This window comes from Azospirillum mesophilum, from assembly GCF_053470405.2.
The window spans coordinates 59257-72389 of the sequence record NZ_JBPXMQ020000020.1; the positions used below are offsets into that span (position 1 = coordinate 59257).

The 13133-nt window shown below is 67.1% G+C and carries 10 protein-coding genes; 4 read left to right on the forward strand and 6 right to left on the reverse strand.

The features are described 5' to 3' along the window. Positions 1-2 precede the first annotated feature (2 nt). Positions 3-986, forward strand: coding sequence for an FAD binding domain-containing protein (locus ACSVC7_RS19520; protein ID WP_448205941.1), 984 nt, complete (start codon positions 3-5; stop codon positions 984-986). After that, a complete protein-coding gene (locus ACSVC7_RS19525) occupies positions 983-3190 on the forward strand; it encodes a xanthine dehydrogenase family protein molybdopterin-binding subunit (protein ID WP_448205940.1) in 2208 nt (735 codons plus the stop codon). Before ACSVC7_RS19520 ends, ACSVC7_RS19525 begins: the two co-directional genes overlap by 4 nt. Positions 3191-3196: 6 nt before the next feature. On the opposite strand, the gene ACSVC7_RS19530 is transcribed toward ACSVC7_RS19525, so the two are convergent. Continuing rightward, entirely contained in the window at positions 3197-3976 is a 780-nt protein-coding gene (locus tag ACSVC7_RS19530; protein ID WP_448205939.1) for a hypothetical protein, read from the reverse strand. Positions 3977-4245: 269 nt separating this feature from the next. On the opposite strand from ACSVC7_RS19530, the gene ACSVC7_RS19535 reads away from it, so the two are divergent. Further along, positions 4246-4671 (forward strand): NUDIX hydrolase, encoded by a 426-nt coding sequence (locus tag ACSVC7_RS19535; protein ID WP_448205938.1) that lies wholly within the window; start codon positions 4246-4248, stop codon positions 4669-4671. 16 nt (positions 4672-4687) lie between these two features. On the opposite strand, the gene ACSVC7_RS19540 is transcribed toward ACSVC7_RS19535, so the two are convergent. The 3 genes from ACSVC7_RS19540 to ACSVC7_RS19550 all read right to left on the reverse strand — a co-directional run bounded on the left by ACSVC7_RS19540 (position 4688) and on the right by ACSVC7_RS19550 (position 7783). Further along, positions 4688-5455, reverse strand: a complete 768-nt coding sequence (locus tag ACSVC7_RS19540) for a hypothetical protein (protein ID WP_448205937.1) — start codon at positions 5453-5455, stop codon at positions 4688-4690. Between the two features lie 64 nt (positions 5456-5519). Next, entirely contained in the window at positions 5520-5945 is a 426-nt protein-coding gene (locus tag ACSVC7_RS19545) for a DUF350 domain-containing protein (RefSeq protein WP_448205936.1), read from the reverse strand. Positions 5946-5995: 50 nt separating this feature from the next. Further along, positions 5996-7783, reverse strand: coding sequence for a DUF2491 family protein (locus ACSVC7_RS19550; protein WP_448205935.1), 1788 nt, complete (start codon positions 7781-7783; stop codon positions 5996-5998). A gap of 479 nt (positions 7784-8262) precedes the next feature. Between ACSVC7_RS19550 and acnB the strand changes: the two genes are divergently transcribed. After that, positions 8263-10848: a bifunctional aconitate hydratase 2/2-methylisocitrate dehydratase gene (acnB, locus tag ACSVC7_RS19555; protein WP_448205934.1), complete on the forward strand. Its 2586-nt coding sequence runs from the start codon at positions 8263-8265 to the stop codon at positions 10846-10848. A gap of 189 nt (positions 10849-11037) precedes the next feature. Here acnB and ACSVC7_RS19560 read toward each other — a convergent pair whose 3' ends face one another. Next, positions 11038-12369: a hypothetical protein gene (locus ACSVC7_RS19560; RefSeq protein WP_448205933.1), complete on the reverse strand. Its 1332-nt coding sequence runs from the start codon at positions 12367-12369 to the stop codon at positions 11038-11040. 219 nt (positions 12370-12588) lie between these two features. After that, the gene (locus ACSVC7_RS19565) at positions 12589-13080 is read right to left on the reverse strand and encodes a P-loop nucleotide/nucleoside kinase family protein (protein WP_448205932.1); all 492 of its coding nucleotides are present in this window, start codon (positions 13078-13080) and stop codon (positions 12589-12591) included. Positions 13081-13133: the final 53 nt, after the last annotated feature.

Sequence of the window (13133 nt, forward strand, 5' to 3'; positions counted from 1 at the left end):
CCATGCATCCCTTCGGCTACACCGCCGCCCGGACCCCGCAGGACGTGACGACGCGCGGCTCCCGCCCGCCGCATCCGGACATCATCGCCGGCGGCACCGACCTGCTGCAACTGCTGAAGGAGCGGGTGCGCACACCGGCCGAACTGATCGACATCAACGGCCTGGATCTACGCGGCATCGAGGAGAAGGACGGAAACCTGCGCGTCGGCGCGCTGGTCCGCATGAGCGAGCTGGCCGCCGACCCGCGCGTGCGGCGCGACTGGCCCGTGGTGGCGAAGGCGCTGATGGAAAGCGCCTCCACCCAGGTGCGCAATCTCGCGACCATCGGCGGCAACCTGCTCCAGCGCACCCGCTGCCCGTATTTCCGCGACGTGACCACGCCCTGCAACAAGCGCGATCCGGACAGCGACTGTTCGGCGCTGGACGGGCTGAACCGCATCCACGCGATCCTGGGCGTCAGCGACCGCTGCATCGCCGCCCACCCCTCCGACCTCGCGGTGGCACTGGTGGCGCTGGACGCGCGGGTGTCCATCCTGGGACCGGACGGCGAGGACGAGGTGTCGGTGGAAAACCTCTACCGCCTCCCCGGCAACACGCCGCATCTGGAGACCGTGCTCCAGCCGGGCGACCTGATCACCGCGATCACCATCCCGGCCAGCGCCGCCGCGCGCCATTCCCACTATGTGAAGGTGCGCGACCGCGCGACCTTCGAATGGGCGCTGGTCTCGGCCGCCGTGGCGCTGGAGGTGGACGGCGGCACCATCCGCGACGCGCGCGTCGCGGTGGGCGGCGTCGGCACCAAGCCCTGGCGCCTGCGCCCCGTGGAATCGCTGCTGCTCGGCCGGCCGCCCGGCCCGACGGTCTTCGAGGCCGCCGCCGACCGCGCCGCCGACGGCGCCCAGCCCCGCCGCGACAACGCCTACAAGGTCGAGATGCTGAAACGAACCGTGGCCCGCGCCCTGATGGACGTCGGAGGTGGCCAGTGACCGGAACAGGATCGAGCGAACACGCCGTCATCGGAAAGCCGGTCAGCCGCGTGGACGGTCGCGCCAAGGTGACCGGCCACGCCACCTATGCCGGGGAGTTCCGGCCGGACAGGCTCGCCCACGCGGCCATCGTGACCAGCACGATCCCCGCCGGCCGCATCCGCGCGCTGTTCACCGACGCGGCGGAGGCCGCGCCCGGCGTCCTCGTCGTCGCCACCCACCACAACGCGCCGCGCCTGCCCTACAACAGCATGGCGCAGCGCCCGCAGGTGGACCCGCAGGCGGGCGACCAGCTCCGCGTGCTCCAGGGACCGGACATCCAGTTCAACGGCCAGCCCATCGCCCTGGTGGTGGCCGAAACCATCGAGCAGGCGACCCACGCCGCCGCCCTGGTCCGTGTCGAATACGACCCCGCCCCCGCCGTCACCCGCTTCGAGGACGCCGCCCCGAACGCCCGCAAGCCGGGGGCCGGCAAGCCCACCGATCTGGCGCGCGGACAGGCCGACGCGGCGTTGGCCTCGGCACCGGTCAGCGTCGACGTGACCTACGACCAGCCGATGGAGCACCACAACGCCATCGAGCCGCACGTCACCATCGCCGCCTGGGATGAGGACCCTTCCAACGCCGCCGGAGGCGGCGGCAGGCTGACCCTGTGGGACAAGACGCAGTGGGTCGGCAACGACCGCGCGGAGATCGCGCACGTCTTCGGCATGCCGGAGGAAAATGTCCGCGTCGTGTCGCCCTTCGTCGGCGGGGCCTTCGGCTCGGCGCTGCGGACGTGGCCGCACGTCACGCTGGCGGCCATCGGCGCGCGCATGGCCGGACGGCCGGTGAAGCTGGAGCTGACCCGGCGGCAGCTCTTCTCGGCCATCGGCTTCCGCCCGCGCACGGTGCAGCGGGTGGCGCTGGGCGCGCGTGAGGACGGCCGCCTGACCGCCCTGATCCAGGAGGCGGTCGGCATGACCTCCGCCTACGAGGATTACGCGGAGACGACGGTCGAGCCGGCCTCCATGCTCTATTCCGTGCCGAACCTGCGCACCGCCTACCGGATCGCGCCGATGAACAGCACCTCGCCCTGCCCCATGCGGGCGCCGGGCGTGATCACCGGCGTGCTGGCGCTGGAGATGGCGATGGACGAGCTGGCCGAGGCCGCCAGCATCGACCCGGTGGAACTGCGCCTGCGCAACCACGCGGACCGCGACGAGAACAAGGACCTGCCCTGGTCCAGCAAGTCGCTGCGCGAGTGCTACCGCGTGGCCGCCGGACGCTTCGGCTGGAGCCACCGCAGTGCCGCCCCCGGCAGCATGCGCGACGGGCGGGAGCTGGTCGGCTGGGGCATGGCGACGGCGGTCTACCCGACCCACCGCGCGGCGGCCAGCGCGTCGGTGGTCATCCGCGACGACGGCACCGCGCTGGTGCGCAGCGCTGCCAGCGACATGGGGCCGGGCACCTACACCTCCATCACCCAGGTCGCGGCGGAGGCTCTGGACCTGCCCGTCGAGCGCGTGCGGTTCGAACTGGGCGACACCGACCTGCCCAAGGCGCCGGTGCATGGCGGCTCCATCACCATGGCAAGCGTCGGGTCCGCCGTGCAGGCGGCCTGCAACGCGGCGCGCGCCCGCATGCGCGCCCTGTCCAACGCGGCCACGGAGGTGCGCGGCGCCGACTACGCCGACATCCTGCGCCGCCACGCCCTGCCGCAGATCGACGTGGAAGCCGACGCCTCCCCCGGCAGCGAGCAGAAGCGCTTTTCCATGTACGCCTTCGGCGCCGTCTTCGCGGAGGTGCGCGTCGACCCGCAGCTCGGCACCGTGCGCGTGCCCCGGTTGGTCGGGGCCTATGGCTCGGGGCGGATCGTCAACCCGAAGACGGCGCGCAGCCAGTGCATCGGCGGCATGGTGCTGGGCGTCGGCATGGCGCTCAGCGAGCAGAGCGAGTGGGACGACCGCTTCGGCAAGGTGATGAACGCCAACCTCGCCGAATATCTGGTTCCGGTGAACGCCGACGTGCCGAACCTGGACGTCACCTTCGTCGACGAGCACGACCCCCACGTCAACCCGCTGGGTGTGAAGGGCCTCGCCGAGATCGCCGCGGTCGGCGTGACCCCGGCCATCGCCAACGCCGTCCACCACGCCACCGGCCACCGCTTCCGCAGCCTGCCCCTCACCCCCGACAAGGTTTTGGCCGCGCTGGCGCGGGGGTAGGGCGCCCTATGGCCGGTCCTCCAGAGTCGCGCGGATCGCCGGCGGGCGTTCCACGGGGAGAACCGGCGCCACCACACGCGACACCTCGTTGTTGGTCGCGGCGCCGAAGTCCTCGCGGCGCTGGGGATGGCCGGGCGGACCATCGGGCTTCACATGCAGCGTCCGGGCGATGGAGAGCTGCGTGGCCGCGCGCTCGACCGGGGTCGGCTCCCGCGCGCTGGGCGGCAGCGGCAGGTCGTCGGGCACCAGCGCGCCGCTGCCGTCCAGACGCATCCCACCGGGCAGGCGCAGACGCGGCTGCGGAGCCGCCTCCGGCGACGGGGCGGCAACCACGGGAGCCTCCACGGCGCGGCACCGCACGTCCCCGTTGGCCGTCTTGCCGACGGGAACCATCCCCACAGGACAGGGCGAGGCCGAAGGGATTCGCGGCTTTCGCGCCGGGATCGGAACGGCCGGGGTCGCCGCGACGGCCGCATCCTCCGGTGACAGCGCCGGAGCCGGCGGAGTCGTCTCGACCGTCTCCGGCAGCGGTTCGGGCGGAAGTACCTCGGCTGGATTTGTATCGGCCGGCGGCGGCTCGGCCGTGTCCTCGGGCGCTTCGACCGGGGCGGGAACGACGATCTCCACCACCGGCACCGGCAAGGGCTCCGGCTCCTCGGGAACCGGATTGCCGATCAGTTGGGCCAGCACCACCACGGCCAGCAAAAGGTGAGCGAACAGAGACAGGGCCAAGGGCGCGGCCCTCGGCGACTCCAGGACGATGGTTTGCCGAACAACGGCGGACATAAGGGACTCGCAATACAGCCGCCGATGGCATAGACGGGGGCCATCACCGCTGCCAAGCGGAAAGGCGGCCCCTGCGACACCGTATCCGGGCGGCGCATCGTGGACAGGGGAAGCCCTGCCTACAAGTTTATCGTTCGTTCGATGGAAGAAATTCCCGCTTGCGGACGTTGATGGCAATATCAGCCGTTATCGGCTCATCGTTATAGGAAAGAGCCGACCATTCCTTTTGCCGAATTGGATTTTCGTCTCCATCGGCCCACTTGGACAAGATGAGCGACCGCACGCACCACATTCAGTACGCAGCACTCCCCTACCGGCTGGTGAACGGCCGTCCGGAAGTCCTTCTGGTCACGTCGCGCGAGACCCGGCGGTGGATCATCCCCAAGGGTTGGGCCGAGAAGGCCGTGAAGCCGCACGCCATGGCGGCGCGCGAGGCCTATGAGGAGGCGGGCGTGCGCGGCAAGGTTGAGCACCGCCCCTTCGGTTCCTACCGCTACATCAAGCGACTGACGGCGAACAAATCGGTGCTGTGCGCGGTCACCGTCTTCCTGCTCGAAGTCGATCAGGAACTGGACGAGTGGCCGGAGAAGGCCGAACGCGAACGGCGCTGGCTGTCCCCCAGCCAGGCCGCCCTCGCGGTGGGCGAGAGCGGCCTGGTGGAAATGCTGCTGCGGCTGGGAATCCCGCCGGGTTAGCCCCGGCTGCCGGACATCACCGGTTCTTCAGCGCCGCCAAGCGGTCCGACAGGTTGGTCGGGGCGGGCGTGCCGCCGGAGGCGGCGGCCAGCGCGGCCTTGATGTTGGGGTCCTCTTCCTCCGGCTTGCTGGGCTTCAGCAAGCGCGCCTTGCTGTTGGCAGCCTCGGCCGAGGCGACGTCGCGGGCGGCGGCGTCCTGCATCGCCTTCAGCGCCGTGCCGAGGCTGGAGGTCGCGCTGCTGAGGCCCGCAGCCTGACGGGCGGCCTCGGCGCGCTGCTGGGCCATGTCGCGCTGCTGCGCCGCGCGGCCCATCTCGCGCTCCGCACGCTGCAGTTCGGCGCGGGCGGACTTCAGCTTGTTGCCGGCCTCGGCGTAGGTCTTCTCCAGAGTGTCCAGGAACTCCTTCGCGTCACGGGCGTCCTGCTCCTCGCGGTCGATGTCCGGGGCCATCTGTTCGAGCATGGTGACCAGCGTCTCCAGGCTCTTTTCAAGCTGCGCCTTGCGGCCGGCGTCGGTTTCCGCCGCAAGCTGGGTTTGCAGATGCTCCGCCGCGGCCATGCGCTGGCGCGAGAGCTGCGAGATCGCGTCGGCCTCCTTCTGCTCCTTCTCGTAGGCGGCGCGGGCCTGCGCGACCTGAAGGCCGAGCTGGTCCAGGTGCTCTTCCATGGTGCGCAGCTCGGCCTCCGTGGCGGCCTTCGGATCCCAACGGACCAGCGCCTCGACGGCGGACTGGACGGCCTGATCGGTCTTCACCCCGAGAAGGTTGCGGATGAACGAGATCATGGTTGCGGTTCCTCTCTCATGTTGGGCGGGCTGACGGCCCGCCGTCGTCCATGTCGGCGGGCCTTCAGCCCGCCATGGCACCGGCGTTCAACAGGGCGACCGCGATCTGGAGGCCCGCCAGCGCCGTGCCCGCGGCGACGTTTCCGGATTCGATCATCGTCCGCAGGTCGCGGAACAGCCAGATGGCGATCATGAAGGTCAACAGCTGGAAGGCCAGGGCGACCGCGCCCCAGATCAGGATGTCCAGCAGGGCGAGGCTGGTCGCCAGCGTCGCCGCCAGCGGGATCGCCAGCGCCACGACCGTGCCGCCCAGCACGATGCCGGCCGCCTGATTGCCGGCGGCCAGCAGTTCGCGCTCGTGCATTGGCGTCACTGCGACGTAGATCGCCACGCCGATGAAGAACAGGACCAGCGTCGCACCGAAGTGCAGCGCCAGAAGCGGCAGTCCGGATTCGAGGCTCTGCAGGATTTGCGCGAAGCTGGTGTCCATGGTCGGGTCCGTCCGGGCTGGCTCAGGTCAGGGAGATCAGAAAAGGATCGTCAGGCAAGGGAAAGGGAGGCGGGGTTGACGTCGATGCCGGCGCGCACGTCGACCCAGGCCTGCCCCATGTCCTCGATGGCAGCGACCAATACATACTCCGTTTCCGGAGCGGGGTCGGCGGCGCCGGTCGAGGCCGAATAGAGCATGGCGGTCAGCCGGCGGGTGCGGCTGCCGCGGTGGTCGGTCAGCGTCTCATTGAAGGTGATGGGCCGGACCTGCCCGGTGCCGGGCGTCCAACGCCGATCGTACAGCTTGCCGTCCTTGGTCTGGAACTGCGGGTAGCCGATCATCCCTTCCGTTTCGGAAAGCCAGAAGTCCCATTCCTCCGCATCGGCCGGGTGCACCTCGTCCAACTGCGAGAACCAGCGGCATTCGTCCGGCGTGCCGTCGGCCCCCAGGTGGATTTGGAAGAAGCCCTTCCCGCCCTGAAGATACAGGCGGTGCAGCACCACGTCGCCGTCCTGGAGCTTGCCCACCGCCTCCACGCTGACGAGCGTGTCGCCGCCGGCCCCGCTGGGCGGCGTGACCTTGGTCGCGGTGCCGGCCAGCAGGAAAGGCGTGGGGTCCAGCGTGATGGTCATGCCGACGCGGAACAGCGACGGTTCGTACTTCGCGCCCGTCACCTTGTTACGGATGATGTTGGCGGCGGTGCCCAGCGGCGAACGGTTCATGGTCGAGGCTCCCTGACCGGAAGAGGCGGAACGGCGGCGCAGCACGATCACCGCGACCACGCCGCCGACGGCGAGCAGCACCAGAACGGCCACCAGCCCGAAGCCCCGCCCGCCCGACGAGGACGGCTGCGGCGCCGGGGCCTGAGCGGCGCGGGAGTCGGCACTGCTCTGGGACTCGCTGCTCTGCGCCTGGGCGACGTTGGGCGGGACGTCCGGCGGGAGGTAGTTGGGGTCGCGCGGCTTGCCCTCCTGGGCGCGCAGGCGCGCGTCCAGGTCGTCGAGCCGTTGCCGAAGCTCGGGATCGTTCTGAGCCCGCCGCTCCGCCTCGGACCGCCACTGGCCGTAGCCGGGATCGCCCTGGTGGTTGTGGAACCAGTCCGCGTATCCGGGCCGGCTGAGGTTGTCGAGCAGGTACCAGAGGAAAATCCCGCTCCAGATGCCGAAGGTCGGGGAGCCGCCGGAGGCCCAGCCCGGCGCCCGCCAGCCGCCATACCAGCCGCCCGGCGCGTAAGGTCCGCCCGGATATCCGGCAGTCGGGTAGGTCCCGCCGGACCGGCGCTGGCCCCAGCCGGTGCCCCAGCTCCCTCCCCAGCTTCCGCCACCGCCGCCCCAGTTCCACCCCGAACCGCTGTCCGGACGCTGCGCCGTGGTCGGCGGCGGGGCGGTGACCGGCGGCGTGCGCTCCCGCTCCTGCTGCGCGCGGTAGCGTTCGAGCGCTTCGCTGCTGGAGCGCCGCGACACCGAAAGATCGCTGCCGCTCTGCGGTGCGGTGCTGGGTGTGCCGACGGACGGCGAGGTCTGCGGCCGGGCGTAGCCCCCGCTGGACGGCGGACGGCTGTAGCCGCCGCTGGACGAGCCGCTCCCGAACCCTCCGCCACCGACCGACGGCACGCGCGAGGTCGACGGGCCGGTGGAGAAGGACGGAGTCCGCGAGGGGCGGCTGTAGCCCCCGCTGGAGCTGCGCCCGCCGCTGCTGCTGGCCCGCGCCTCCGCCGTGTCCGGCCAGACCGTGACAGCGGCGCCGGCGACCATGGACAGCACGGGAACCGGCGCGGCCGGCGCCAGCGCCAGAAGCGCGCTCAGCAGAGAGGCAATGATGCGGTGTCGGAGGGGCATCGGGGCGGATTTCGGATGGGGTGTCTTCATCGAAAACGCCGTCGGCGGCGAAATGTTCGCCGAAGGCCCTGCTCTAGCGTCAGCTTTACCGTTGCAACCCGCTGTCCGTCAAGGGTCCGGCTGGGCGCGAACGGGCTGGTCCATTGCAGAATCCATGTGAAGACCAGCAAATCGCCACGCCCCCGCAGGCCCGCCGGGAGCAAGTTGTAATACCACTTCAATGGCCCTGGACTGAAAAAGCCGAGAGAAACGACCGTCAACTTGACGCTGACGGAGCGGCGACGTAAGACACAGGCGTTCCGCGATGGCTCCTTCGGAGAAGAGGGGGCGGCGGCGGGGGGTGCGCGTCTTTGCCCTGCCATTTTTTGTCGCACGGCATGGGAAGGTGCCGGTGCGGTAAGACTTCGGCGCAAGGACGACGTGCCCCACACCGGGGGGAACGGACATCTGTGAGCAACCTTGGATGAGAGGATCGCACCGTGCTTGAAGCTTACCGCCAGCATGTCGCTGAGCGTGCCGCGCTCGGAATTCCGCCCCTGCCGCTTTCGGCCAAGCAGACCGAGGAGCTGGTCAACCTCCTGCTCAATCCCCCCAAGGGCGAAGAAGATTTCCTGGTCGACCTGATCACCAACCGCGTCCCGGCGGGCGTGGACGATGCCGCCAAGGTGAAGGCCGCCTTCCTGGCCTCCGTCGCCAACGGCAAGGAAAGCTCGCCGCTGATCTCCAAGGTCAAGGCGACGGAGCTGCTGGGCACCATGCTCGGCGGCTTCAACATCAAGCCGCTGATCGACCTGCTGGGCGATGCGGAGTGCGGCAAGGCCGCCGCCGCCGGCCTGAAGACCACGCTCCTGATGTTCGACTATTTCCACGACGTCAAGGAACTGGCCGACAAGGGCAACGCCAACGCCAAGGACGTGCTGCAGTCCTGGGCGGATGCGGAGTGGTTCACCTCCCGTCCGGAAGTCCCGGCCAGCATGACGCTGACCATCTTCAAGGTGTCCGGCGAGACCAACACCGACGACCTGTCGCCGGCCCCGGACGCTTGGTCGCGCCCGGACATCCCGCTGCACGCGCTGGCCATGCTGAAGAACCCGCGCCCCGGCATCGAGCCGGAGGAGCCGGGCGTTCGCGGCCCCGTGAAGCAGCTTGAGGACCTGAAGGCCCGCGGCAACCTCGTCGCCTACGTCGGCGACGTGGTCGGCACCGGCTCCTCCCGCAAGTCGGCCACCAACTCCGTTCTGTGGTTCACGGGCGAGGACATCCCCTACGTCCCGAACAAGCGCTTCGGCGGCGTGTGCCTGGGTTCGAAGATCGCCCCGATCTTCTACAACACCATGGAAGACGCCGGCGCCCTGCCGATCGAGCTGGACGTCTCCAAGATGGAGACGGGCGACGTCGTCGAGCTGCGCCCGTATGAGGGCAAGGCCCTGAAGAACGGCGAAGTCATCACCGAGTTCAAGGTCAAGTCCGACGTGATCTTCGACGAGGTGCGCGCCGGCGGCCGCATCCCGCTGATCGTCGGCCGCGGCCTGACCGCCCGCGCCCGCGAGGCGCTGGGCCTCGCCCCGTCGACCCTGTTCCGCCTGCCGTCCGCCCCGGCCGACAGCGGCAAGGGCTTCTCGCTGGCCCAGAAGATGGTCGGCCGCGCCTGCGGTCTGCCGGAAGGCAAGGGCGTCCGTCCGGGCACTTACTGCGAGCCGAAGATGACCACGGTCGGCTCGCAGGACACCACCGGCCCGATGACCCGCGACGAGCTGAAGGATCTGGCCTGCCTTGGCTTCTCGGCCGATCTGGTCATGCAGTCCTTCTGCCACACCGCGGCTTATCCGAAGCTCGTGGACGTGAAGATGCACCGCGAGCTGCCGGCCTTCATTTCCACCCGCGGCGGCGTCGCGCTGCGTCCGGGCGACGGCGTCATCCACTCCTGGCTGAACCGCCTGCTGATGCCGGACACCGTCGGCACCGGCGGCGACAGCCACACCCGCTTCCCCATCGGCATCAGCTTCCCGGCCGGCTCGGGCCTCGTGGCCTTCGCCGCCGCGACCGGCGTCATGCCGCTGGACATGCCGGAGAGCGTGCTGGTCCGCTTCAAGGGTCAGATGCAGCCGGGCGTTACCCTGCGTGACCTCGTCAACGCGATCCCGCTCTACGCCATCCGCCAGGGCCTGCTGACGGTGGAGAAGAAGGGCAAGAAGAACGTCTTCTCCGGCCGCATCCTGGAGATCGAGGGTCTGCCCGACCTGAAGGTGGAGCAGGCGTTCGAGCTGTCCGACGCCTCGGCCGAGCGTTCCGCCGCCGCCTGCACGGTGCGGCTGAACAAGGAGCCGATCATCGAGTACATGCGCTCCAACATCACCCTGATGAAGTGGATGATCGCGAACGGGTACGAGGACGCCCGCACGCTCGGCCGCCGCATCAAGGCGATGGAAGCCTGGATCGCCAACCCGAACCTGCTGCAGCCGGACGCCGACGCCGAGTATGCGGCGGTGATCGAGATCGATCTGGCCGACATCAAGGAGCCGATCGTCGCTTGCCCGAACGATCCGGACGACGTGAAGCTGCTGTCCGAGGTTGCCGGCGACAAGATCGACGAGGTCTTCATCGGCTCCTGCATGACCAACATCGGCCACTTCCGTGCCGCCGGTAAGGTCCTGGAAGGCAAGTCCGACATCCCGACCCGCCTGTGGATCGCCCCGCCGACCAAGATGGACGCCCAGATCCTGACCGAGGAAGGCTACTACAGCGTCCTCGGCAAGTCGGGCGCCCGCATGGAGATGCCGGGCTGCTCGCTGTGCATGGGCAACCAGGCGCAGGTCCGCAAGGGCTCCACGGCCATCTCCACCTCGACCCGCAACTTCCCGAACCGCCTGGGCATCGACACCCGCGTCTACCTCGGCTCCGCCGAGTTGGCCGCCGTCGCCGCCCTGCTGGGCAAGCTGCCGACCCCGGCCGAGTATCTGGAGCAGGTGAATGTCGTGAACCAGAAGGCCGGCGACATCTACCGCTACATGAACTTCGACCAGATCGAAGCCTTCAAGGAAGTGGCGGACACGGTCGCCGCGTAAGGCACCCCGCGACCTGCACTCCTTCCCCTCCCCCCGCGAAAGCGGGGGGAGGTCGGGAGGGGGCATGCGGAGCGCGTGGTTCGCGAGAAGCAAGAAGCCCCGCCGGGAAACCGGCGGGGCTTTTCTGTCTCGAGTTTTACTTTTCACGCAATAGACTGTTTGCCCTCATCCTTCAACGCATCACCCTTATCACCAACGGACGCGCCAGCGCCCCCCACCCGTGCATGCGCCACAGTGCTGTATGCTCTGCCAGTCATGGCGACCCTCAAGTTTGGCAATTCCTTTTACAGCTTGATCAGCCTTAAAAGCCGACTGCCAAGAACTTTCTTTGTGATTGCATGCATCGACTCGCACTAAAGTATCAATACCTCCGCCACTACCAATCTTTTTATAATAAGCAATGTCACCGCGCCTTAGTGGTTCGTTTTTTTCTATGATACTATATTCTTCAATACTCTCGTCAGATTCCTCAAATTTCTCGACTTGCTTACGAAGACTGTAATTTTTCCCTTCCAAATCGGCAATTCTTCTATTTGCTTCATTTAGCTTATTTGCCAAATCTTCATTTTCTTCTACAATAGAATTAAGCTCTTTCTCAACCGCCGCGCGTTCTGCCTCACTAATTCTTTCAGAAATCGCACCAACAAAAATCGACCGAGCAGTGGCAGGAAGCGTTATTGTCAAGGCAGCAGCAGACATCACCCTTCCGCGCAGCATCGACTGAAATCGCTTCATACCCGTATGATCGTTTCCAAAGGCACGAAGTTGCCTGGGCGTCCAAACCGTTCCTCGCAGGTTTCTAAACCCACCCCTTATGACCGGCCAATACAGCCTGACGGCTCCGAGGTAACAAGAATCCGCTTTGCCGAGCTCAGCAGTCATAGCCCAAGAGCCTTCCTCGTCTACAACTGCGACCTGTGCAAGCCCAACCACGTCCCGGGCAATTTGGTTTGCCAAATCGCCCCAAACCAGTTCTTCGGGATCTATTGAGACGACAATGAGGGGAAAGTTCCGTTTAGGGTCACTTAATTGCTTGCACAGTGCATTTCCACCCGCCTCTCCACTAGCATCAATGACCTTTCCAGAAGGAACAGGATTTCCACCAAAAGTCCAGTCTTCATAGCTCCCAATGAGTTTTCGTACTATGTTCGGACAACGAGGATAGACCTGGTGAGGAGCAATAACATTTTTTTCGTTTGCGACCGACAGGGTCGAAAACACAGTAATTGAAGAGTCTTCTTTAATAATGTGGATGGCGGTCGTGAAATTTTGCCCTGTATGAGCGACCTCGACAAGCGTGGTGTTTGCTATCATTCCCAGCTTTGATATTGCCCTCCCACGCGAGAAGACTCCTTCTCCATCTCCGGTCAACGACCTAAAGCTTCCTTCGACCAGATTTGGGTCTTCAGCACCCTTTTCCTTCAGCCAAACGGAAATTTCGTTGTCGATTGAAGCCGCGCGGGCTTCAGCTTCAGCGCTGCTGAGGTCGGCTTTCAGGAAATATGCGGCAAGCGTCTGCATGGGAATATATCCGATGTCGCAACACCCTTAGGTGTCGCTTAAAAACAGGTAAATTTCAACTACCAATCTCTCCTTGCGGTTTCTATTTTTCATTCGCTTGCAAAGCAATCTTGCTCATCTTCTCTAGGGTAGTTCACCCCGTAGGTTGGGTTGAGCAAAGCGAAACCCAACACCCCAGCCCCGCGACGATGTTGTGTTTCGGCTGCGCCTCAACACAACCTACTCTTCAGTGACCTCCGCGACGCACGCATCGACCGTCCGCCCTGCTGTGTCGATCACGAGGCGGGGCTGGCTCCAGGGCTCGTAGTCGCGGTTCACCACGTCCGCCCAAGTGGGAAGGCGGAGCCCGTCGATGTCGCTCTGCCGGGTCTCGATCCGGCGGCGATGCTCCTCCGGATCGGAACACACCACTTCCACCTCGATCAGCCTCGCCCCGGCCCGTTCCGCCGTGGCGCGCCATGCGTCGCGCGTGGCCTGCACCGGGTTGACGGAATCGGCGATGACCGTGGCCCCGAGGCGGAGGTTGTCTTCGGCGACGCGGTAGGCGACGACGTAGCCGAGGGGGCCGACGTCGGCGCCAAGGCTGCCGGTGGACCGCAGAGCCTGCTCAATGGTGTCGACCCGCAGGTGAAGCGCGCCCAGGCTTTGAGCCAGCGCGCGGGCGATCGTGGTCTTGCCGGTTCCGGGCAGGCCACTCAGAGCGATCAGCATATCGGCACCAGCCCGCCATTCGGGTTGAACAAAGCGTAACCCACCTCACCCGG

Coding starts and splice junctions, on each gene's coding strand:
- ACSVC7_RS19520 (WP_448205941.1), top strand. CDS start 3: ATGCATCCCTTCGGCTACACCGCCGCCCGGACCCCGCAGGACGTGACG.
- ACSVC7_RS19530 (WP_448205939.1), bottom strand. CDS start 3,976: ATGTCCGCCGTTGTTCGGCAAACCATCGTCCTGGAGTCGCCGAGGGCC.
- ACSVC7_RS19535 (WP_448205938.1), top strand. CDS start 4,246: ATGAGCGACCGCACGCACCACATTCAGTACGCAGCACTCCCCTACCGG.
- ACSVC7_RS19540 (WP_448205937.1), bottom strand. CDS start 5,455: ATGATCTCGTTCATCCGCAACCTTCTCGGGGTGAAGACCGATCAGGCC.
- ACSVC7_RS19545 (WP_448205936.1), bottom strand. CDS start 5,945: ATGGACACCAGCTTCGCGCAAATCCTGCAGAGCCTCGAATCCGGACTG.
- ACSVC7_RS19550 (WP_448205935.1), bottom strand. CDS start 7,783: ATGCCCCTCCGACACCGCATCATTGCCTCTCTGCTGAGCGCGCTTCTG.
- ACSVC7_RS19560 (WP_448205933.1), bottom strand. CDS start 12,369: ATGCAGACGCTTGCCGCATATTTCCTGAAAGCCGACCTCAGCAGCGCT.
- ACSVC7_RS19565 (WP_448205932.1), bottom strand. CDS start 13,080: ATGCTGATCGCTCTGAGTGGCCTGCCCGGAACCGGCAAGACCACGATC.